This window comes from Namhaeicola litoreus (assembly GCF_042679565.1).
Taxonomy (GTDB): Bacteria; Bacteroidota; Bacteroidia; order Flavobacteriales; family Flavobacteriaceae; genus Namhaeicola; species Namhaeicola litoreus.
This window is the reverse complement of the sequence record NZ_JBHTMY010000001.1, coordinates 301,239-323,026: the sequence shown is the minus strand read 5'-3', so window position 1 is coordinate 323,026 and position 21,788 is coordinate 301,239. Positions and strand designations below refer to the sequence as shown.

Below are 21,788 nucleotides of genomic sequence, written 5' to 3'. Positions count from 1 at the left end.
GTACTTTATTTCGAATTTTAAAACCTTTATTCATTCTGCCAATCTTCAGCATTTTTAGGACCTAATGAATGGTGTACAGAATTCAATAGGGCTTCGGAATCGTAAACAATTCCTCCTTTAATGACTTTGAAAACGGAACTCGTGTTGCTGATGTCTTTGATCGGATTTCCTTGAACCACATAAAGATCAGCCCATTTTCCAATTTCAATTGAGCCTAACTCATCCTCAACACCCAATGCTCTTGCGCCATTGATACTCGCTATGCCAATCACATCGTGATTAGGAATTCCGACTTCTGATAGCACCCTCATTTCTTTATGAGCGGCAAAGCCCCCAATATCGCCATTCCTTAACTGTCTGTCTGTACCCAAGACAATTAAATCCTTCCCTCCGGCATCATAAAAACGTTTGATTTCTATTTTTTTATTTTCATAGATGTCATTCATCATTACCTGAAAAGATGATCCTTTTGCTTGTTTTTCAATGACTGATTTTGCATAAGATGTGAAAAAGATCGATTGATCGATCCAATCCGCGAGCGCCTCATCAGTAGATCCGCCAACCATGCCATAGGTACTAAGGGTAGGACTGTAGTAGATGCGGTTTTCGATAAATTTTTGAATGATTGTATCCAAACGAATATCATATGGATTCATTTTCGCCAAAGAACTATATGCACCGATTGTATCGGGTAATACAGTACCTCCTAAAAAATGTTCTACTCTGTCAATTCCCAATTTAATGGCAATCTCTGTACTTACGGTATTCTTATAACCGGAGTCAAGATGTCCTGTGACTGTCAGGCCATGAAAATGAGCCCGCTCAATGATAGTTTTTAGTTGTTGTTCGGTAATGCCTTTAACCTTAACCCCGGCAATTCCTTTTGATGCCCAATGATCGATCAATTCCTCGATTTGCTCTTCACTGAGATTCTCTTTCCAAGCATTGTTCTTTGAATTGGCATCTTTTCCAAAATAGGGGCCGGTATTAAATATTCTTGGCCCTACGACATACTGATTTTCTATTTTTCTTTTTAGCTCTAATATTTTTTTAGGTTCTAATTCACCTGCCGTAAAGCTAGAAGTTACACCGTTCGCAAGATAAATAATAGGCATACCTAATGTGTCGGTTTTCTCTTTTCCTCCAATATGCACTTTGTAATGAGCGTGCAAATCAATGATCCCCGGTAATATAAAAAATGAGTCGTCCAGGTTCAGAACAGGAAGATGATCAGTGTTCATTTCACCGCCTATCGCCACAATCTTTCCTGAAATTACCTTTATGCCTTTATTTTCGACAAATGAATTGTTAGAAATGTTAAAATATGAGCCACCTTTAATCAATAGATCTTGGGCATGCAACATATTTTGGTATGGAATCAATAACAAAAAGGTCAAGAAGGTTTTGATCATTGATCTCATATTGGATCCTAATAGTTTGTAGATATGAAGGTAGTGATTTTTCTTGACCGATTAGGATGTACTTCCTTCTAAAATTGGATTTTTAAACCAACAAAATTTCCTCGAAATAAAATATTTATATTGAATTTTCATTTTTATTCCGAGGTTTTGTCTTGCCCAATTCTTTGATGGTTTTTATTTAATGCCTTTACCTGTATTTTTTTACGCGGTCATCATTTATAACACCACTCCAATTGAGACCAAAAGCAAAGTCGTAGGCATTACCCTCAGCATCTGTATAAGGCGTCATGTCTCTGGGAACATCTTCATATTGTGCTTCAACAGTCAACATATCAGCAGGCATCTGAAAGGGTAGTAAGCCTGTTGGTTCTGTTTTACCTGAGATGAGCTCCATCAAGGCCTGGTCTTGAACACCCATATGGACTAAGATGGCCGATGCACTGCCCTCAATTTCAGAGAAGATCATGGGTTTTGCAATTTTTACGATAACAATCACGGGTTTATCACCCATTTTTATTTTGGTTTCATTTACCAGATCCATGTCAGAACTATTGACCGTTTTTACGGTTTTGTCCTTATAAGTTCTATTGGTAAAGTCTTCTAATGGGCTGCCACCTGCCAAACTCACTTCTCTGGCCGTTGAAGCAGTATAAGGTTGATATTGCAGGCTGATGGGCACATAGCCATTGCCGCCATTGTCAACATCTGTGCGGTCGTATCCCACACCTCCGTTAGGGCTTTCTATTCCTACCAGCGCAAAATCAGCATTTTCCGGTTGATCGACGACATCATAAAATTTAGAAACGATATTTAGATGAAATGGAACTTCGGTTTTTTCAGGCGTAACCATACCAAACCAATTGGTAGTCGATGCAGAGTAGCGCTGCGGTACATAAACTTTTTGTTTCTCTCTGATAGGAAGTGTGTTTGCATGATTTTTTACCATAACCACCGAACGCTTTTGGGCCTCAAATCCGGCTTTCATAAAGTCAGGATTTCCCACGAGGGCTTTGGTTTCTTCTATATCCAAATAGGGATTTTCGAAAAGGCCAACACGGAAGATATTTTTTAACAAGCGAATGGCAGAGGTTTCAAATCGCTCCCGCATATAGGCTTCGCCATGTTCTTTTACACCCATGTTGTAAGCTTCGAGGACCGGTTTCATATCGTTGTTTCCACCAAATTGATCCATTCCGGCTTCGATGGCTTTGTAATGTCGTTCAGCCACGGTAAGGAGTTCTACACCCCAGGACTTTCCTTGAAATTGATCTATGGCACTCACATCACCTGTAATTGCCCAATCTGTACACAACACACCATCATAGCCATAGGTACCGCGTAAAAGGTCGGTGATCAGGTATTTATTAAAACCGTTGCCGACAGCTTCCCCTTCACCGTCAGAAATGGTATAGTAGGGCATTACTGCGGATGCCCTATTCGTTACTCCTTCTAGTTTGAATGCACCTTCGGTAAAAGGCTGTAAATGATCTTTTATATTTTTCCCCGGATATACAGCATAAGCTCCGTAACCAAAATGCCCGTCGCGACCACCTTCTTCCGGTCCGCCGCCCGGCCAGTGTTTTATCATGGTATTGACACTTTTAAAACCCCAATCTCCGCCTTCGGAAGATTGAAAACCATCTACATAAGCTCTTGCTAAATCTGTTGCCAGATCAGGATCTTCGCCCATGGTCCCGTCAAATCGACTCCATCTTGGTTCTGTTGCGAGGTCTATTTGTGGAGAAAGTGCCGTGGCAATCCCCAAGGCTCTGTATTCTTTGGAAGCGATCTCTCCAAATTGCTTCATCAATGCAGGGTCAAATGTGGCTGCAATACCTAAGGTACCCGGCCATAAAGAGATCTCACCACCAGCTCCTTCATTAAATTCGGCATATGTGTCGCTGCCATGTCTGGGATCTGAACTTGTATTCACCGGAATTCCCAGACCTATACCTTCAACAAAAGCCTGGGCATTGTTATTCCACTGTGCAGCCACAGCGGCACTTTGTACACTGGTAATTAAAACATGTCTTAAATTGTCTTCTGTTAAGAATTTTTTCTGATGATCAGAAAGATCACTAGGCTGTGCTCCACTCTCTTCAAAAGGTTTTCCACCATAATCAGAACCTCTTCTGCCGACAGCAGGTATTGCCTGATGCACACTATAAAGCATCAATCCCGCAATCTGTTCAACTGACATTTTTGACGCTAGATCTTTTGCTCTAATTTCAGCGGGCAAACGCCAATCTTCATAGGTATCTAATTCACCATTTTTATTTAGATCCTTGAAGGCAAAACGGTCGACAGTCAGCAGACTCACGCCAGAACTATCATTATAACCTAAAGTGCTTCCGTTTTCATTGGCAACACTTATGAAGCCTTCTTTTGTTTGCGTTGTAAACTTTTCACTACAATGCGTAAATAAAAAAGACAGTGCAAAAGCACCTAATATTTTAAATGTTTTTTTAAGCTTAATCATGATGTAAGGAGATTTTGATTTCATTTTGTAGCCACAGAAGTCCTGTATCACAGAAAGTCGTAAATTAATTAAAAATTATTTTTAGGTTGAGTGCAGATTTGTCGTGTTGTTAGGCGATGAATTTAGCAAACAAATTGGAAATAGAAAATTCTCCCGGCAATTTTGTCATAGAGTTCGTACCTCAAATTTATTTTTAGGTTGCTTAGTAGGTTTTTATTTATACTTTATTTGGGAGTTATGATAACGTTACCGGATTTTACTTTATTCACTTCCCGATTAATTTCAGTTTTTAATAATGAGATCGTTGCGGCTCTTTTCATGAGGCTTTAATGCATACAAGTTCCGAAATGGAATACAACCAAAAGTAAAAAACAAAATTGCTAAGCACGCTATAAGTTTTTTTTCGAAGGTACCTTGTTGCCTGAGTGAGTTGGCTGATGAAGGGTTTTCAATTTATATTTCCAGCGTATAAAGTTTAGGATATAAAGAACACCGGAAAGAATCGCAATATAATAAGCAACATGTTCAAAATCTGTGGTTTGTTCACCTGTGAGATGTTCATAAACATAAAAAGCGTCTTTATATTCCTCAAGATCAAATTGAAAAAGAAAAATAAGCGGGTAGATCAGAATACCTATCCAGGCAATTATTTTGGAGGGCAATTCTAATCGATCATAATTTTTATGGACCTGGCGCAAAAATATGACATGAATAATTCCAAAAAATAGTGTCGATAAAAGACCAATGAGATAAAAAAATCCAAAAGTGCTCAATCTTGCCAAATTACTCAGTAAACCAATTGAAATAGCAAAAGTCAGCATGATGGATTTTTCATTTTTCATGATGAAACCGATCTTTTTGGGTATGACTAAATTAACTCTTTACAAGCTAAAAATCATTGAAATAAATGTTTTTTTGAATTTTTGAAATAGGCAGTTGTGCTGAATACGAAGACAAAGATTTACTTTGTTGAATTCAATATAAACAGGAGCAGGGATCGTTCAGTATTGTTTATTCTGCCTCAGGAGTTAGTGCTTCTTTTTGGGGTTTAAAGATTTTTTCAAAAGCATGATATACGGCAATATGCAATGCGTCTCCGTGTGTTTTGTCCTCCATAAATTCGTAAAACAACGCGGTGTTGTCCTTGTTCTGCTCATTTAACTTTTGATACAATTCTTTAGCGATTCGTTCCATCACTTCACCCTCTTTTCCTCCGGCTATATAAATTGATTTTTTTGAATCGTAGGGAATGAGTTTTTCTTTTAATAACATTTCATCGTTCCACCATAAACTTGGGCTTACGATGATGTAGTTATCAAATAGTTCAGGTTTTTTAAATAATATTTCTGTGGCTAATAAACCACCAAGTGATTGACCAATAATGGTTTTGATATTCGTTGTTCTAAAGTGAACTTTCATAAAGGGCTGCAGCTCTTTTTCTAAAAAGTTGATGAAATTTTCTGATTTTCCGGAAGTTGGAAACTCCTCTTGGTCTAGTTTATTTTGAGAAGGACTCGTAAAATCTCTTTTTCTATCCACATTGCCAATGCCCACCACAATCGACTCAGGGATCATGTTGATCCAAGAAAATGAACCAAACTGAACAATACCTGAAACGTGAATAAAGTCTTCATCTCGGGAACCGTCTAACAAATAAATCACCGGATAAGTTTTTGCACTGTCTTTTGAATAGTTCAAAGGCAGGTAAATATTTAAGTATCTCGTTTCGTTTAAAACGCTTGATTTTATCCTAAGCGCCTTCCCGATTGAAAAATCAGTTTCACTTATTTTGATAGGAGATGTTTGGGCAAAAGCTGTGCTATAAATGAACAATGAAGTAAAAATTAATAGGTTGTGTTTCATGGTTTGGGGATAGATTGGTCGCAATAGATTTGAATATAGAGTGTCGAGTTTTATCACATTTAACAAAGATATTTTTTAATTTATTTCTACATTATTATGTCCAAACACGCTACATCGAACCAAATATACTTGTTTAGAAAAAAAAATTAGTTGAGTTCAATCCTTTTATTTTTCTCGCGCTTAGTTTTATCGATTTGTCAGAACGTTTTACAATTTTCATCAAGAATAAAATAGAAGAATAACCGGATGTGAATTTAAAAACATCTAGATATCAAAAATAATAGATCAAGATGTTTAATTTAGTTTGTCAAGATGCAGTCAACAATTCATCAAGTATACAATTGTTTTGCTACAGCACAAATAAATCATGGTAAACAGAAATGGCTTCTAAACCGAGGTTCAAAAGCCTTTTTTTTTGCATCTGTAGTTTTATTTACTGTATGACTTTATTGTTGTTCTTATCAATATCAGCCATGAGGTTCTTTGGATCTATTTCGACAGATTTTATTGGCTTTTGTGTTTCAAAAGAATAGGAGGGATGCACCCAAGACCAACTCGGTAAAACTTTAGCTTTCGTTGGTTTATGACCCATCATATCTTGTAGCGGGATATTAAATAATTCTGTTTTTCCGTCGGTATAGGTCACTAGAACATCCAATGGCATAGGCATAGAACCCAAATTTGCCAGAGTTATCTTTTTAGCCTCTACATTCTGTACTGCATAATCTATGGTGCTGGTGGTTTGTGTCCAATAATTGAGATACCAATCCAATTGTAATCCCGACACTTTTTCGGCACTTCTCTTAAAATCATTGGGTTTAGGGTGTTTAAACTTAAAATCGGCATAATATTTTTTAAGTGTTTCTGCCAGATTTTCTTCACCGATAATATAACCCAACTGCGCCAAAAAAACGGATCCTTTTGAATAGGCTGCCCAGGAATAGCTAAAGTTATAGTTAAATTTATCTGCGTGTAAGCTCTGTGGTTGCTCTTGTCCGGAAGCTACCAATCTGTAATAACTGATATAACTCCCTTCATTTGGATTGTCTAATTTTTGATCTAAAATTTCGTTTTCGGCTAAACTGGAAATATAGCTGGTAAATCCTTCATCCATCCAACCGTGTTTGAGTTCGTTGGTGGCCAATAAAAACTGGAACCAGGTATGGGCAAATTCGTGGGCAGTAACACCGATCAGACTTCCTAAATTTCTTCCTCCGGTAATAAAGGTGCACATGGCGTATTCCATACCACCATCTCCGGCCTGGATCACAGAATATTGTTGATAAGGGTATTCTCCAATATGTTTATTGTAATAAGACAATAATTCAGCTGTTTTAGGCTGTAATTTTTTCCAGTTCTCATTCGTTTCCGGATTGTTTTTATAAAAAAAATGCAAGGCCACTTTGTTCTCTCCAATGATCATATCGTGGATATATTCAGGGTCTGCTGCCCATGAAAAATCGTGCACGTTTGGTGCTTTAAAATGCCAGGTCAGTTTGTCGCCTTGCGGGAGCTTTAAAGCTTTGCTTTTATCTTCATAACCATGACCCACTTCTTGTGGATTTTGCAAATAACCGGTTCCTCCCACTACATAGTCTTTATGGATGTGAAGGGTCACATCAAAGTCGCCCCAAACGCCGTAAAATTCTCTGGCGATATACTGACTAATATGCCAGCCTTCATCGTCGTACTCTGCTAGTTTAGGATACCATTGCGCCATAGAAAGCGCCACACCTTCTCTATTATTTCTACCATTCCTTCTGATCTGAATTGGCACTTGTGCCTCAAAAACCATATCAAAAGTAGATTTTTCGCCGGGTTGAATGGCTTGATTGAGTTTCACTTTTAAAATCGTACCGATCACTTCGTAAGAAACAGGCTTTCCATTTTGTTGGAGAGAAATCACTTTTTGGTAACCGATTTCATCTGGTTTTAACTCGGCGATTCTGCTTTGATATACAGGGTTTTCTCTGGTACCCAGATTATTCACCATCCTTCTGTCCGGGTCTGGTATATTCTGCAAACGAATATCCATATCGCTACCCGGCTGAAAGGCATTGAACTGTAAATGATAAAATACTTCTTTTAAAACATCGGGTGAGTTGTTGGTGTATACCAATTTCTGTTTCCCTTTGTATTGAAATTTTTCTACATCCATGTCTATGTCCATGGTGTAATTTACGTGTTGTTGCCAATAGGTCTCTTTTTGAGCAAAGGAGATTTGACAAATCAACAGAAAGAATAAAAACTTTTTCATTTGATTTTTTTAATTAAAAAAAGAGAAACTACAAATCCTTTCGGATTCGCAGTTTCTCTTCACTAAAAGATGATTGTATTATTTGCCATTGACCATTTGGTCTGCCATTTTCATGGCGCCGTAAGCATTGAGTACTCTACCTGATGCAGAAAGATCTGCAAAAGGAACTTTTTTACCTTCAGCTTTTGGTAAAAGAACTTCAAGGTCTATTTTAGTTCCTGAGTTCATCAAAATGTGTTTTACCTGACTGGCAGAAAGTTCCGGGTAATAAGCCCTGATCATGGCAGCTACACCGGCTACCTGAGGTGCGGCCATTGAGGTGCCTTGTAATTGTTCGTACTCATTGTTTGGTACGGTAGAATAGATCTCTAAACCTGGAGCAAAAAGATCGACATTCTTTTTACCATAATTAGAAAAGCTCGCTACCAATTTATCATTATAATTTCTTGTACTTGCGCCAATGGTAATCACATTGTCTGTAAGTTCATCTATTTTGTTAGGCGCATCGGTTGGGAAATTATCGCTTTTATCGATGTCTTTACCATCATTACCTGCAGCATGTACCAATAAAACATCTTTAGAAGCAGCATATTTAATTGCATCGTATACCCATTCTGCATTTGGAGAATAATATTTACCAAAACTCATGTTCACCACTTTAGCGCCCATGTCTGCCATATAACGAATAGCCAAAGCCACATCTTTATCGTACTCATCTCCGTCAGGGACTGCTCTTGCTGTGATCAATTTAACATTGTTGGTTACACCGTTCATTCCTTTGTTATTGTTTCTTGTTGCCAAAACAATACCTGCTACGTGTGTACCGTGTTTTTCTTTTTCTACAGAACCAATTACCCAAGGGTTACCGTAAGGAACGTCTTTGATGTCATAAGGATCATCTCCAGTAACACTTCTTCCGTCAAATTCTAAATTGTATTGGTTGTTTACCTGAGCACCGTAATATTCTAAACCTCCATTGATCTGTTTTTTAACATCTTCTACTTTCGCTCCTGATGAAACTACTTTCATCAAAAGAGGATTTTGCTCATCGGCAGGCAAAGTGTTTAAATTTTCGATGGTATAACCTTCTCCAAATTTGGCTTTAGCTGCCTCATCTGCCTCACTGATCATAGACATTAAACCAGTATAGTATTGGTAGTTTTCATTGGCTTCTGAAATTCTTTTCTCGAAGTCATTTTTTATCTTGAGATAATAGTCGTATTCTTCTTTGTCCTTGGCAGAAACAGAGGAAGGATCTACACCGTCATATTTCTCACTGTATTTATTATACAAACGGGTTACTTCTAATTGCTCTGGCGCAGCTGCACCTTTTGGACCTCCTAAAAAGTTCCATCCATTTGCATCATCTACATAGCCGTTTTTGTCTTCGTCTTTGTTGTTGTTAGGAATATCTTTCGCATTCACCCAAATTTGATCTTTCAGATCTTCGTGATTGATGTCTATTCCTGAGTCGATGATACCCACAATCACAGTGTGTGATTTTTTACCTTCGACGAATTCATAGGCTTTAGCCAAACTCATACCCGGAATGGTATCCGTCGCTAAATCAGCATGTGGCCAAGCATGAATTTCTGCTTCAGACATCGTACCCTTTTTCTCGGGTAAATTAATCACCACATCATCTCCGGCAGGAACTGGTATTTTGGAGATGTTATTATTTGTACTAACTTGTGTAGAACTACATCCGGCGAGAAAAATAGTCAATCCTAGTCCGGCAATAAAATGGTTTATTTTCATATGTTATAAATTATTTTTGATTGTATTTATGTTTGAGAGAAGAGATCATTAAACACAAAAGTTTCTTTTAATCTTACTCCTTTTTCTGTTTGTTGAAGTGTACAAACCTCATGAACGGCATCGTGTTCTAAAAAAAGATAGAATTCATTTTCTACCGCCTTTTGGAGAAATTTTTCTTTTTCAGACATGGTTATCAAAGGCCTGGTATCATAACCCATGACATAGGGCAAAGGGATATGCCCAACCGTAGGAAGAAGGTCTGCCATAAAAATCAGTTTCTTTCCCTGGTAGTTGATCATGGGAATCATTTGTTTATCCGTATGCCCGTCTACAAATAGAATATCAAATCCCAAAGGAGAGTTTTTAAGAATTCCTTCTTTTGGAATGTCGACAAAATGTAGCTGACCGCTTTCTTCGATAGGCTTTATATTTTCGGGTAAAAAAGATGCTTTTTCTCTGGGATTTGGGTGGGTAGCCCATTGCCAATGGTCTTTATTACTCCAAAATTTAGCATTTTTAAAGGCAGGTTGGTACCCTGTTTTGTCTTTGTTAAACTGAATACTCCCTCCGCAATGATCAAAATGTAAGTGCGTGAGAAAAACGTCAGTAATATCATCGCGATGAAAACCGTATTTGGCCAATTGGTTGTCTAAAGTTTCATCCCCATAAGGGTAATAATAACTAAAGAATTTTTCAGATTGTTTATCACCGGTTCCATTGTCGATCAGGATCAATCTTTTGCCATCTTCAATCAGCATGCAACGCAGGCTCATATCAATGAGATTATTGGCATCTGCCGGATTGGTTTTTTGCCAGATTACTTTAGGCACAACACCAAACATGGCACCACCATCTAGCTTAAAATAACCTGTTTGAATAGGGTAAATCTGCATCTGTGAAGTTAAACAGTTACAAAGATGCAAAATAATAGAATAATCATTGTTAAAAAAAACAAAAAAACCTCATGCTAAACGGATTAGAAATGAGGTTTTAAGTGAGGCGACGAGCGGATTCGAACCGCTGTAGGAGCTTTTGCAGAGCCCAGCCTAGCCACTCGGCCACGACGCCAAAATCGGATGCAAATTTAATCAAAAATTTACTTTACACAATGATTTAAGTCGCTAATTGTGTTCTATCACCAAAAAGTTGGTGGTTAAACGTTCTTTATATCCTTTTTTATTTTTATTGACGTAGTTGATATCGAATTTCGTTTTTGATTTTACAGCATAATTTTGAGCAAACACTTCCGCCAGGCTATCGTTTACGAAAACACCATATGTCCCATTTTGAGAGAGTTGGTCAATGGTCTCTATTTTTTTTGCCGGTTCTCCTAATTCCCAGATCAATTCCGGAGCAATTTCTCCCATATAGTAAAATGGTAGTTTTTCATGGGCAGGATTTTTTCTCACTTTACTGATGTTATTAAATTGATCATTGTCGTAAAAGAGTTGCGCCATCGGAAAGCCGAATAACATGATGGCGGACAAAAAAAGCACCATGCTGTAAAACGCCTTCTCATATTGTTGCTTGATCAGCGTGTTGAAGATGTAGATTCCCAATGCAAAAAGAGAAATAGAAACCAAAATAAAAGGAAGGTAAAATCCCGATAGCTGATCTTTAAAATACACATAACCTGCAATGGGGAATGCGATACCGATCAATCCGATCAATCCAAAACCAAAATTGGCCAACCATCGGTCTAATTTGATGATTTTTTTTCCTTTGACAACCAGAAATTCTATGTAAAAACTGGTGGTAAATGCCAAGGGAATCAAAACAGGCAATAAGTAACGAGATTTTTTTTCAGGAATCAAAGAAAGTAGCACAACGGCAATAGCGGTCCATAAAAAAAAGAAAGTATAGGCGCGCTTGTCTGTCACTCTGGTCCGCATATAGGGGAAGAGGATGGCGATAAAGGCAAAGAAAGTCCATATCCCTGATTGTGTAAAAAAGCTCCAGTAATAGTAAAAAGGTCTGACATTTCTATCGGCCCAGGCTGCCGTTTCTTTATCCGCAATAGCGTCTGCAGAAGAACCATCGGTAAGGTAAATGTACAAACCCCAACTAAATCCAATGACAATGAAAAAGATCAAAAGAGAGACCCATCCTCGCCATTTTTTGGCAAAACCCGGATAGCGATAAACGATTCCATAGGCAATTAAAAAAGGTAAAAGCAAAGCGAAATGAGATACAGGTCCTTTACTCATAAAAGAGAGTCCGAGAAAAACACCTGCCAAGATCCAGTTTTTTAAAAGGTTTTTATCGGATTGAAAAACCAAGACCAATTGATAGATCGCCAAAAGCATAAAGGCATGGGCGAAAATATCCCATTGTCCGTTTCTGCCGGAAAAAATGATGTAAAAAGAAGAGGCAAGAATAAGGGCACTATAAAAAGCTTGTTTTGAAGTCTTTAAAAACTTAAGACCCAAATAGAAGCTGGTAAAAATGATACAGATCACAGATAGAACTGCCGGCAATCGCAAACCAAACAAACTGTCTAATCCAAAAACAGAAGCCGAAACAGCTGTTAGCCAAGTGGGTAGAGGAGGTTTTTCGTATCTGGGCTCCAAATTCATGGTGGTATGTATCCAATTGCCGTTTTGCAGCATTTCCCGAGCGGTAATAAAGTTTCTCGCTTCCATAATATTGACATAAATAACGTCTAAATGACTCAAGAAAATGGCGGCACAGACCAAGGCGAGATAGCCTAAATACTTTTTATTCTGATTCATTGTTTCCTTTTTTGATGATCGACAAATTGCGGATATAGACAAAAGCACCAAATAAATGTCCTGTTAACAAAACAGGGTCTTTTCTCAAAATGGCATAAATCAATATCAACGTTGAGCCAGCCAAACTCAGCAACCAAAAACCTTTCGGGAGTTCTGATGACTTGTGTTTTTCTGCATATACCCATTGGTATATAAACCGGAGCGTAAAAACGAGCTGAGCAATTACACCCAAAATAATCAACCAAGTGGGGATACTGTCATTTTTTAGTATCCTTTGCATGTCGAATTGATTGTTGTTGTATGAATAGATCACAATGATCACCGGAAAAATAAACAGGAATATTCTAAAAAAGCGAGGCATTTTTTTCCAAAAACCCTGTATTTGCAAGTTTCTGATGTAAATAAAATAGGTAAGCACCTGGCCGAGCATAATCGCAAAATCATCTCTAAACCAACCATAGACAAAAAGTAAAAATGATGCGAGCAGGCTGAGTTGCCAAAAAAGCAATGGAGTTACTACTTTTTTTACTTTCTCGCTCTGTAACCATTGAATGAGCAGTCTTGAAGAAAAGAGAATTTGTGCTAAAAAGCCAATGCTATAAATGATCCAGTCGTTCATTACGCTATTTTAAAGAGCCCGACTTTTCTTTTACCTCGTAATTGATATACTTTTTTTTCATCCACAAATAAGCAAAACAATCTACCAATGGGCCAAATAATCTATTCCATAAATGGTACTTGGCTTCACCAGCTATACGCGGAAAATGCTGTACCGGTACTTGTTTTATTTTTCCATTTTGCAAGAGAATCATGGCAGGCAAAAAGCGGTGTAAACCTTTGAACATGGGAATTTTTTTTGCTGCGGAGGTTTTCATGACTTTTAATGGGCAGCCGGTATCATCCATACCATCATTTGTAAAAGCCCTGCGAATCCCGTTGGCAATGGTTGACGACATGTTTTTGACCACAGAATCTTGTCGGTTAGAGCGCACACCTGTTACCAGATCGTATGCTTCTATGTGTTCTAATAACAGATCAAAATCTTGGGGAGTGGTTTGCAGATCAGAGTCGATATAACCTACATAATCGCTATCAGCATGATCTATACCTGCTTTGATGGCGGCAGACAGACCTCTGTTTTCTTTGAATTCTATAAAATTAAAGGACTTATTTTTGGCACAAATGGCCTCAATTACCTCCTGACTTTTATCTGAAGAACCGTCATTGACAAATAGTACATTTGTTTCGAGTTCTGCGCCATTCATATATTCTGTTAAAACTTCACCTACACGAGCCAAATTAGCTTCTTCATTATACACAGGAACGATGATCGTAAAACTTTTTTTCATTGGGCTGTGGATGTTAACGTGAGCGTTCCATCTCGATAGTAACCATTTCTACATTACCACCTATAGGAGGGTTTAATTTAGACAATTTTATATTTGCTTTTACAACGAGATCAATTTCAAACAAAATTCTGTCTAGAATTCTGTTGGCCACTGTTTCGAGTAGTTTGGCGCGAATCGCCATTTCTTCTTTTACAATTCTATTCAGATGCACATAATCTACCGTATCGTGAAGATCATCTGTCAGAGCAGAACTCTTAAGATTGGCGTATACTTTAAGATCCACTCGGTAGTCAGATCCTATTTTTCCTTCTTCTATCATGCAGCCATGATAGGCGTATACTTTGATGTTTTTTACTCGAATAATTCCCAATGTACAAAACTTTATATTGATCTAATAATCTGCGTTTTCAGGATATTTGTCCATAAATTCTTTGGCCTTTCTCACCATATTTTTACTGCCTACAAAAATGGGCGCTCTTTGATGTAGCTCTGTAGGTTTTATTTCCATAATTCTTCTATAACCATCAATGGCTTCTCCTCCTGCTTGTTCGGCTAAAAATGCCATTGGATTGCACTCGTACAACAATCTCAATTTACCCTGTGGGGCTTTTGAACTGGTAGGATAGATGTAAATGCCTCCTTTGATCATATTTCTGTGAAAATCAGAAACCAAAGACCCGATGTAACGGGCAGAATAAGGTCTGTCTTCTTTTTCTTCCTGACAATATTTGATAAAGTCTTTTACACCCTGAGGGAAATGCACATAATAACCCTCATTGATCGAATATATATTGCCGTTTTCCGGATATCTCATATTTGGATGTGATAAATAAAAGGTACCCAAAGCAGGGTTAAGGGTAAACCCTTGAACGCCATGCCCGGTGGTGTATACCAACATCGTAGAAGTACCGTAAACCACATACCCAGCAGCCACTTGTAAGTTTCCAGGTTGTAAAAAGTCATCTAAGGTAACAGGTGTGCCAATAGGAGAAACTCTTCTATAGACGGAAAAAATGGTACCAACAGATACATTTACATCAATATTGGAAGATCCGTCTAGCGGGTCTATCAAAACCACATATTTATTATCGTGGGCGCGATCCTTACCTTCAATAATTACCATTTCATCTTCTTCTTCACTGGCAATTCCACAGACAATTTCTCTGTTGACCAAGGTGCGCATAAAAATTTCATTGGCATAAACATCCAGTTTTTGTTGATTTTCACCCTGAATATTAGTGTTTCCCACCGCGCCAACAATATCGACCAGTCCCGCTTTATTTACTTCGTGGTTTACAATCTTAGCCGCTAATTTAATAGAACTTAGTAAGCGTGAAAGTTCACCTGAAGAATAGGGAAAATCTTTTTGATTGTTGATGATGTACTCACCTAAGGTTTCGTGATTATGCATAGAAATGTTTTTATCTGGTATAGGGTCAATTAAGCTACAAATATGGCTATTTTTACAGAAAAAAATATCAAAAGATGCAAGTAATTATAAGGAAAGCCAATGAATCGGATATGAAATCTGTCTTATCGCTGATCAATGATCTGGCAATTTTTGAAAAGGAACCACATATGGTTGAAGTAACCGAAGCGCAATTAATTGAAGATGGATTTGGCGAAAAACCTGCGTTCGAAGCCCTGTTGGCAGAGGTAAACGGACAAGTGGTCGGTATGGCATTATACTATGAGCGATACTCAACGTGGAAAGGAAAAACAATTCATCTGGAAGATCTCATCGTTAAAGAAACTCATAGAAATCAAGGTTTAGGAACAAAACTGTACAATGAAGTGCTAAAAACTGCCCAATCTAGAGGTTATAAAAGAGTTGAGTGGAATGTTCTGGATTGGAATAAGGTGGCGATTGATTTTTACGAATCTACCGGGGCAAAGATTTTAGAAAGCTGGCGTGTAGTGCAGATGGATAAAGCGGGATTAGAGAATTATTTGAATACTTTATGAAAGTCCTAAAATTTGGTGGTGCATCGGTAAAAAATGCAGAGGGTGTAAGAAATCTGGCATCCGTCATTCAAAAAGTTGGTTTTATGAATGGTGTGATTGTCATTTCTGCCATGGGAAAAATGACCAATGCCTTTGAAGAAATTGTAAAAGCTTTGTTTTATGAACCTGAAAAAATCGAAGAAAAGGTGAATTTTACCAGGTTATTTCATCAGGATATTTTAATTGATCTATTTGGTCATCAAAATAAATTTGAAAAAGATCTGACTTTATTTTATCAGCAATTCTCAGAGAAAATAGAATTAAATAAGGGCATGGCTTATGATCGAGTTTATGATGAAATTGTTTCTCAAGCTGAAATACTATCGACTAAAATTTGCAGTTTTTGGCTGGATCATATCGGGATAAATCATCAATGGCTCGATGCCAGAGAAGTGATCAAAACGGATGATAATCATAGAAAAGCCAAGGTAAATTGGAGTCTGACCCAGGCAGCTGTTAGCTCACAAATAAAAACTTCAGAAATTACATTAGTTCAAGGCTTTATTGGCAGTCACAATGAAAATATAACGACAACCTTAGGTCGTGAAGGCTCTGATTATACGGCGGCAATTATTGGCTATTGTTTAGATGCGGAAGAGGTAAATGTGTTCAAGGATGTACCTGGTGTGATGAACGCCGATCCGAGAGTTTTTGAACGAGCAGTTTTGTTAAATGAACTGTCTTTTACGGAGGCGATAGAAATGTCTTTTTACGGAGCTACCGTGATTCATCCCAAAACGATTCAGCCGCTTCAAAAAAAGAATATTCCCTTGGTCGTAAAATCGTTTGTCGATCCGGTTTTACCGGGAACAAGAATCAGCAAGGCTTTAATGTTGGAACCCAGGACACCCATTTTTATAAGAAAAGAAAATCAGATTTTACTGTCAATCTCAGACAGGGAGTTTGATTTTATTGCAGAAGAAGATCTGAGTGATATTTATGATCTTTTTCACAAACATAGAATTAGTGTGAATTTGATCCAGCTTTCGGCCATCAGTTTTTCAGTTTGTTTTGAAGATATTTTTAATACCTTTCAGGCCTTGATCGAAGATCTTCAAAAAAAGTATAAAGTGCTGTATAATAATAACTTAATACTTTATACGGTAAGGCATTTTAATGAGGAAGTCATAAGTGATCTTTTAAAAGGCAAGGAGGTTCTTCTAAAACAAACAAGTAGAGAAACGGTTCAAATATTAATGAAATAGAAAATGAGTTTAGTTACAGCCAAAGAAATTGCCGGAGTTATTCATACAGATAAGTATGGCTTTTTTGGAACTTTTTTAGGTTATACCATGCTCAAAGTGTTGCGGATCTCAAAACTAAATGAGATATACAACAAACACAAAGACAAAAGTGACCTCACTTTTCTAAATGCCATCCTTGACGAGGTCCAAATTAAATTCGAAATTCCGGAAGATGATTTAAAAAGAATCCCAAAAGAGGGCGCGTTTATTTCAATTTCAAATCATCCACTTGGAGGTATTGATGGAATATTATTGTTGAAATTATTGTTGGAAGTAAGACCCGATTTTAAGATTATCGCTAATTTTTTACTGAACAGGATTGAGCCCTTGCAACCTTATATCATGCCTGTAAATCCTTTTGAAAACAGAAAAGACGCTGGGTCTAGTGTGACGGGGATAAAAAATGCACTACAACATTTAAAAAATGACAAAGCACTAGGTATCTTTCCTGCAGGAGAAGTTTCTACCTATAGGGATGGCAAATTAATGGTGGACAAACCTTGGGAAGAGGGAGCAATTAAGTTGATCCAAAAGGCAAAAGTACCGGTAATTCCTATTTATTTTCATGCCAAAAACAGTCCTTTGTTTTATGGCTTATCTAAAATTAGTGATACGTTACGCACAGCTAAATTACCTTCGGAATTATTAACCCAAAAAGACAGGGTCATTAAAGTGCGTATTGGAAAACCAATTAGCGTTGCAGAACAAGAAAATCTCAATGGTTTAGAAGATTTTCATCAATACCTGAGGTATAAAACATATATGTTGGCCAAACCCTTTGAGAAAGAACATCTTTTGATGAATCCGGCAAATTTTAAAATTCCGAAAGCGCCAAAAAGAATTATTGATGAAATTGATCAAGATTTAATTCTTAAAGAAATACAAGCACTTGAAGAAAAGGACAAACTCTTATTTAGGTCAAATAATTATGCCATATTTTTTGCTGATGGTGATGAAATAGAGCATATATTATTGGAAATTGGTAGGTTAAGGGAAATCACCTTTCGGGATGTAGGAGAAGGGACAAATAAATCTATCGATCTTGATAAATACGACAAATACTACAAACATCTTTTTCTATTTGATGAATCCACCCAAAAGATTGTTGGTGCCTATAGAATGGGTATGGGTGAGGATATTTATAAGGAGTACGGATTGGATGGATTTTATATTAGTGAATTATTTAGGTTAGAACCTGAGATGAGCGGTATGATGGAAGAAAGCATCGAAATGGGTAGAGCCTTTGTGATAAAATCTTACCAGCAAAGACCGATGCCTTTGTTTTTGCTGTGGAAAGGAATTGTGCATGTTACACTAAAAAACCCGGAGTATAAATATTTGTTAGGAGGAGTGAGTATCAGCAACCAGTTTTCTAACTTTTCAAAATCACTGATGGTTGAATTTATGAAGTCAAATTATTACGATCCTTATTTGGCTCAATATGTCCATCCTAAAAAGGAGTATAAAGTAAAACTTAAGGATGCGGATAAGCATTTTGTATTTGATGCGGCTCAGGCCGACATGAACAAGTTTGATAAGATCATTGATGAGTTGGAACCCGGCCATTTAAGGCTTCCAGTGTTGCTTAAAAAATACGCCAAACAAAATGCTAAATTGATTGCCTTTAATGTAGATCCTGCTTTTAATAATGCTGTAGATGGCTTGATGTATATCAGAATTTCTGATTTACCCGAAAGTACAGTAAAACCCATATTGGATGACTTACAGCTAGAATTGGAAGCCAAAGCCAAGTCGCTTGGATTTCATCAATCCAAAGACACAGGTACTCCGTAGTAAAATTCTAATAACTTCACCCTAAAAATATATTCATACTTAGCTCTCAGAAAATCAGATTGAGCCTGAATCAATCTATTCTTAATTTGGCTGTACTCAAAGGAGTTAACAATACCCACATTATATCTTTCTGTAGCGTAACGAAAAGATTCTTCCTGAGCCAATACAGATTTCTGGGCCGCTTCATAAACTTTTAAAGCGCCTTGTGCATCTGCATAAACAGTATTAATGGTTCTATCCAGATTTAATTCTTCCTGGGTTAATTGAGCTTGTGTTTGCTCGTAGTTTATTTTGGCACGTTTGATATTATTAGAAACTCTAAAACCGTTTAAAATAGGAATTTGAAGACTTAAACCAATACTAGACCCTTTGTTTCTATCAAACTGATCAAAAAAACCGGGAGGATTACCTGTAACAGGATTAAAATTCTGTGTAATTACATTTTGGCCTGTTCCTTCTACTTGCCCAATGACAACAGTCGGATTAGTAGGATCTATTTCTGAACCTACAATTCTATCTAAGTTCGAATATCTCGAATTCCAGTTATAAAAACCGGAAAGGGTTGGATATCTGTCTCCTTTTGCCAGATCGATGTCTTTTTCTGCAATATCAATATTCGCTTTGGCAACTTTTATTTCATTTCTGTTCTCAAGAGCTTTAGCATAAATTTCATCTACGGTATAATCGCCTAAATTAACGATGGGTAAACTAGCAATTTCTTCATCTGCTATATCAAAACTGTCATATTCAGTTAATTGAAGTAGTTGTGCAAGACTAATTAGTGCAAGCTTAACGTTGTTCTGGGTTACGACCAAGTTCTGTTCATCGTTGGCGACAGTTGCCTGAATATCAAATAGATCTCCACTTGGAAGGGTTCCTGCCTCGACCAATTTATTTGTTCTGTTTAGTTGTTCTCTTGATACTTCTAATTGAGGTTCGGCCACCCTAACGGCTTCTTTGCTGAATAAAACTTGTAAATATGCATTGATCACATTTAGAGAAATATCATCTTTAATTCGGTCTACTTGATATCTATTTGATAGAATTTCTAATTCAGCACGACGCAATTGATTGAGGTTTCTTAAACCATCAAAAATTGTGATTCCTGAATTAATTCCGGCAAATGTGGTTTGTGTAGTTTGGTTACGCAATACTCCCGTTGTCACGTCTGTTGTAAGACCTGAGTTCCAACCGTGATTCCCGTTTAGGTTCAAAGTGGGTAAAAAGTTTCCAATAGCATCTTTCTTATTAAGTTCTGCTAAATCGATATTTAACTCATTTTGCTTTACCGTGATATTATTTTCAATGGCATAATCAACACATTCTTGTAAAGACCATTTTTTTGGTGAAGAATCTTGGGCAAAGGAAAGTGAACTGAATAAAACAGTGATAAGGAGCGACAAAAGGGTTTTCATGTATAAATAATTTTGCTATTTGACGAGCAAATCAAATAAATGTTACAGTTTTTGAAAATTATTTGGCTCTAGACTTGCGATAATTCCGAACGAAAATGAAAATACTCACCGCCACAATGAGGTAAGGAAAGGCCATTAAATAAACGATTCCGTTATTAATACCTTCAGCTGTATCTCCACCTCCTGATTCGACTACGGCTTTACACATGGCGCATTGGGCTTGTACATCCATGTTAATGCTCAACAGAATAAGCATGAAAATAGAAAATATATTTAATTTGCTCGAACTGGTTTTCATTAGAAGATATAATAGGGTGAAATCATAAGATATACCACAACCCCTGTGACTGCTACATACAGCCAAAGAGGAAAAGCAATTCTCGCCAAGCGTTTATGTTTGATAAAATTTTGGTTCAGCCCATGTAAAAAGGTAAATAATACAAAAGGAACAACCGCCACTGATAATAAGATATGGCTAATTAAAATAAAATAATAAATATATTTTATGAGACCCTCACCACCATAGGAAGTCGATTCGGATGTCATGTGATAAAGCACATAAAGGATCAAGAACAGGGCGGATAGCAGCAATGCGCTTTTCATTAATTTTTCGTGTAAACTGCGTTTTCCATTTTTGATGGTCCAAACGGCTGCCATTAAAATAAGGGCGGTAAACCCATTAATCGTGGCGTAAATAGGGGGCAAAAAAACGGGTAAATCTAGATCAATCTTAACTTTGAATAAGGCTGCAACTGCTAAGGGTATGATAAACGAAAGAGCGATAATCAAACCACGATGGTTTTTTTGAACAGGTTTAGGCGTACTCATCCTTTTTCTTTTAAAAGTTTAGCGATATCTTCTTTTAGCCATTGCACTTGTGTTTCATCTAGTCCGTCGTAAAATTTTATAGGGTTTTTACTGTCGCCCATTTCGACTACCCTAGATCGAATAAAACCATCTTGGTCTATTAAAGCAAATAAGCCAGAATGCTCAAAACCGCCTTCGGCAGCTTCATTTTCACCGGCATAGAGTTTAAAGCCTTGGTTAGAAAAGGTGTAGATCACCTCTTTTTCACCTGTCAAAAAATGCCAATTCTTATGGCTTGCTCCATGGTCTTCCGCATATTTTTTTAGTACTTCGGGTGTATCTCTTTTAGGATCTATGCTAAAAGAGGCAATACCAAACGAAGGATTTCCGTAAAACTCTTTTTGTACTTTGAGTAAACTTGCGTTCATTTTAGGGCAAATGGTAGGACAGGAGGTAAAGAAAAATTCTACCACGTACACTTTTCCCTCGAAATCTTCATTGGAAATTGTTTCACCGTTTTGATTTGTAAATGAAAATGGAGGAACCTCTTCAAATTTCATCAAGGTCTCATCGCTGAACTTGTTCATTATTTTTGGGAGTGCATAAATGCCAAAAATCAGGATAATGAGGGATACGATGATGTATGTATTCTTTTTCATCTTTTT

General features: G+C 37.3%; 19 protein-coding genes and 1 tRNA gene. 3 read left to right on the top strand and 17 right to left on the bottom strand.

Annotated elements, in window-relative coordinates; genetic code table 11:
* Positions 1-26: 26 nt before the first annotated feature.
* The 13 genes from ACFQ39_RS01475 to fbp all read right to left on the bottom strand — a co-directional run bounded on the left by ACFQ39_RS01475 (position 27) and on the right by fbp (position 15,270).
* Positions 27-1,412: an amidohydrolase family protein gene (locus ACFQ39_RS01475; RefSeq protein WP_377175715.1), complete on the bottom strand. Its 1,386-nt coding sequence runs from the start codon at positions 1,410-1,412 to the stop codon at positions 27-29.
* 196 nt (positions 1,413-1,608) lie between these two features.
* Positions 1,609-3,900 carry a glycoside hydrolase family 3 protein gene (locus tag ACFQ39_RS01470; protein ID WP_377175713.1) on the bottom strand — a complete coding sequence of 764 codons (2,292 nt, stop codon included), beginning with the start codon at positions 3,898-3,900 and terminating at the stop codon, positions 1,609-1,611.
* Positions 3,901-4,289: 389 nt separating this feature from the next.
* Positions 4,290-4,742: a hypothetical protein gene (locus ACFQ39_RS01465; protein WP_377175711.1), complete on the bottom strand. Its 453-nt coding sequence runs from the start codon at positions 4,740-4,742 to the stop codon at positions 4,290-4,292.
* Positions 4,743-4,911: 169 nt separating this feature from the next.
* Positions 4,912-5,763 carry an alpha/beta hydrolase gene (locus tag ACFQ39_RS01460; RefSeq protein WP_377175710.1) on the bottom strand — a complete coding sequence of 284 codons (852 nt, stop codon included), beginning with the start codon at positions 5,761-5,763 and terminating at the stop codon, positions 4,912-4,914.
* A gap of 433 nt (positions 5,764-6,196) precedes the next feature.
* Positions 6,197-8,020, bottom strand: a complete 1,824-nt coding sequence (locus tag ACFQ39_RS01455) for a M1 family metallopeptidase (protein ID WP_377175708.1) — start codon at positions 8,018-8,020, stop codon at positions 6,197-6,199.
* 78 nt (positions 8,021-8,098) lie between these two features.
* Positions 8,099-9,778: a S8 family peptidase gene (locus tag ACFQ39_RS01450; RefSeq protein WP_377175706.1), complete on the bottom strand. Its 1,680-nt coding sequence runs from the start codon at positions 9,776-9,778 to the stop codon at positions 8,099-8,101.
* A 26-nt stretch (positions 9,779-9,804) separates the two neighbouring features.
* Positions 9,805-10,671 (bottom strand): MBL fold metallo-hydrolase, encoded by an 867-nt coding sequence (locus ACFQ39_RS01445; protein ID WP_377175705.1) that lies wholly within the window; start codon positions 10,669-10,671, stop codon positions 9,805-9,807.
* A gap of 104 nt (positions 10,672-10,775) precedes the next feature.
* A tRNA-Cys gene (locus tag ACFQ39_RS01440) sits at positions 10,776-10,846 on the bottom strand.
* 53 nt (positions 10,847-10,899) lie between these two features.
* Positions 10,900-12,510 (bottom strand): ArnT family glycosyltransferase, encoded by a 1,611-nt coding sequence (locus ACFQ39_RS01435; protein ID WP_377175703.1) that lies wholly within the window; start codon positions 12,508-12,510, stop codon positions 10,900-10,902.
* Entirely contained in the window at positions 12,497-13,129 is a 633-nt protein-coding gene (locus tag ACFQ39_RS01430; protein WP_377175701.1) for a lipid-A-disaccharide synthase N-terminal domain-containing protein, read from the bottom strand. The genes ACFQ39_RS01435 and ACFQ39_RS01430 overlap by 14 nt, the downstream gene beginning before the upstream one ends.
* A gap of 4 nt (positions 13,130-13,133) precedes the next feature.
* Positions 13,134-13,859, bottom strand: coding sequence for a glycosyltransferase family 2 protein (locus tag ACFQ39_RS01425; protein ID WP_377175699.1), 726 nt, complete (start codon positions 13,857-13,859; stop codon positions 13,134-13,136).
* A 13-nt stretch (positions 13,860-13,872) separates the two neighbouring features.
* Entirely contained in the window at positions 13,873-14,229 is a 357-nt protein-coding gene (folB, locus tag ACFQ39_RS01420; RefSeq protein WP_377175698.1) for a dihydroneopterin aldolase, read from the bottom strand.
* A gap of 21 nt (positions 14,230-14,250) precedes the next feature.
* Positions 14,251-15,270 (bottom strand): class 1 fructose-bisphosphatase, encoded by a 1,020-nt coding sequence (gene fbp, locus ACFQ39_RS01415; RefSeq protein WP_377175696.1) that lies wholly within the window; start codon positions 15,268-15,270, stop codon positions 14,251-14,253.
* Positions 15,271-15,344: 74 nt separating this feature from the next.
* On the opposite strand from fbp, the gene ACFQ39_RS01410 reads away from it, so the two are divergent.
* The 3 genes from ACFQ39_RS01410 to ACFQ39_RS01400 are packed head-to-tail and all read left to right on the top strand — an operon-like array spanning position 15,345 to position 18,901.
* Entirely contained in the window at positions 15,345-15,824 is a 480-nt protein-coding gene (locus ACFQ39_RS01410) for a GNAT family N-acetyltransferase (RefSeq protein ID WP_377175695.1), read from the top strand.
* Positions 15,821-17,068 (top strand): aspartate kinase, encoded by a 1,248-nt coding sequence (locus ACFQ39_RS01405; protein WP_377175693.1) that lies wholly within the window; start codon positions 15,821-15,823, stop codon positions 17,066-17,068. Before ACFQ39_RS01410 ends, ACFQ39_RS01405 begins: the two co-directional genes overlap by 4 nt.
* 3 nt (positions 17,069-17,071) lie before the next feature.
* Positions 17,072-18,901: a GNAT family N-acyltransferase gene (locus ACFQ39_RS01400; RefSeq protein ID WP_377175691.1), complete on the top strand. Its 1,830-nt coding sequence runs from the start codon at positions 17,072-17,074 to the stop codon at positions 18,899-18,901.
* Here ACFQ39_RS01400 and ACFQ39_RS01395 read toward each other — a convergent pair.
* Genes ACFQ39_RS01395 through ACFQ39_RS01380 form a run of 4 tightly spaced genes read right to left on the bottom strand, consistent with a single transcriptional unit; the run spans position 18,874 to position 21,782 of the window.
* Entirely contained in the window at positions 18,874-20,316 is a 1,443-nt protein-coding gene (locus tag ACFQ39_RS01395; RefSeq protein WP_377175689.1) for a TolC family protein, read from the bottom strand. The two genes, ACFQ39_RS01400 and ACFQ39_RS01395, sit on opposite strands and share 28 nt — an antisense overlap.
* A gap of 58 nt (positions 20,317-20,374) precedes the next feature.
* Positions 20,375-20,614 carry a hypothetical protein gene (locus tag ACFQ39_RS01390; RefSeq protein WP_377175687.1) on the bottom strand — a complete coding sequence of 80 codons (240 nt, stop codon included), beginning with the start codon at positions 20,612-20,614 and terminating at the stop codon, positions 20,375-20,377.
* Entirely contained in the window at positions 20,614-21,144 is a 531-nt protein-coding gene (locus ACFQ39_RS01385) for a DUF420 domain-containing protein (protein ID WP_377175685.1), read from the bottom strand. The genes ACFQ39_RS01390 and ACFQ39_RS01385 overlap by 1 nt, the downstream gene beginning before the upstream one ends.
* A complete protein-coding gene (locus ACFQ39_RS01380) occupies positions 21,141-21,782 on the bottom strand; it encodes an SCO family protein (RefSeq protein ID WP_377175683.1) in 642 nt (213 codons plus the stop codon). Before ACFQ39_RS01380 ends, ACFQ39_RS01385 begins: the two co-directional genes overlap by 4 nt.
* Between the last annotated feature and the right edge of the window lie 6 nt (positions 21,783-21,788).

What these genes read in the sequence shown, in the direction of transcription:
- ACFQ39_RS01425 (WP_377175699.1), bottom strand. Translation starts at nt 13,859, where the DNA reads ATGAAAAAAAGTTTTACGATCATCGTTCCTGTGTATAATGAAGAAGCT.
- ACFQ39_RS01385 (WP_377175685.1), bottom strand. Translation starts at nt 21,144, where the DNA reads ATGAGTACGCCTAAACCTGTTCAAAAAAACCATCGTGGTTTGATTATC.
- ACFQ39_RS01390 (WP_377175687.1), bottom strand. Translation starts at nt 20,614, where the DNA reads ATGAAAACCAGTTCGAGCAAATTAAATATATTTTCTATTTTCATGCTT.
- fbp (WP_377175696.1), bottom strand. Translation starts at nt 15,270, where the DNA reads ATGCATAATCACGAAACCTTAGGTGAGTACATCATCAACAATCAAAAA.
- ACFQ39_RS01410 (WP_377175695.1), top strand. Translation starts at nt 15,345, where the DNA reads ATGCAAGTAATTATAAGGAAAGCCAATGAATCGGATATGAAATCTGTC.
- ACFQ39_RS01380 (WP_377175683.1), bottom strand. Translation starts at nt 21,782, where the DNA reads ATGAAAAAGAATACATACATCATCGTATCCCTCATTATCCTGATTTTT.
- ACFQ39_RS01405 (WP_377175693.1), top strand. Translation starts at nt 15,821, where the DNA reads ATGAAAGTCCTAAAATTTGGTGGTGCATCGGTAAAAAATGCAGAGGGT.
- ACFQ39_RS01455 (WP_377175708.1), bottom strand. Translation starts at nt 8,020, where the DNA reads ATGAAAAAGTTTTTATTCTTTCTGTTGATTTGTCAAATCTCCTTTGCT.
- ACFQ39_RS01435 (WP_377175703.1), bottom strand. Translation starts at nt 12,510, where the DNA reads ATGAATCAGAATAAAAAGTATTTAGGCTATCTCGCCTTGGTCTGTGCC.
- ACFQ39_RS01430 (WP_377175701.1), bottom strand. Translation starts at nt 13,129, where the DNA reads ATGAACGACTGGATCATTTATAGCATTGGCTTTTTAGCACAAATTCTC.
- ACFQ39_RS01475 (WP_377175715.1), bottom strand. Translation starts at nt 1,412, where the DNA reads ATGATCAAAACCTTCTTGACCTTTTTGTTATTGATTCCATACCAAAAT.
- ACFQ39_RS01465 (WP_377175711.1), bottom strand. Translation starts at nt 4,742, where the DNA reads ATGAAAAATGAAAAATCCATCATGCTGACTTTTGCTATTTCAATTGGT.
- ACFQ39_RS01395 (WP_377175689.1), bottom strand. Translation starts at nt 20,316, where the DNA reads ATGAAAACCCTTTTGTCGCTCCTTATCACTGTTTTATTCAGTTCACTT.
- ACFQ39_RS01470 (WP_377175713.1), bottom strand. Translation starts at nt 3,900, where the DNA reads ATGATTAAGCTTAAAAAAACATTTAAAATATTAGGTGCTTTTGCACTG.
- ACFQ39_RS01400 (WP_377175691.1), top strand. Translation starts at nt 17,072, where the DNA reads ATGAGTTTAGTTACAGCCAAAGAAATTGCCGGAGTTATTCATACAGAT.
- ACFQ39_RS01445 (WP_377175705.1), bottom strand. Translation starts at nt 10,671, where the DNA reads ATGCAGATTTACCCTATTCAAACAGGTTATTTTAAGCTAGATGGTGGT.
- ACFQ39_RS01460 (WP_377175710.1), bottom strand. Translation starts at nt 5,763, where the DNA reads ATGAAACACAACCTATTAATTTTTACTTCATTGTTCATTTATAGCACA.
- ACFQ39_RS01450 (WP_377175706.1), bottom strand. Translation starts at nt 9,778, where the DNA reads ATGAAAATAAACCATTTTATTGCCGGACTAGGATTGACTATTTTTCTC.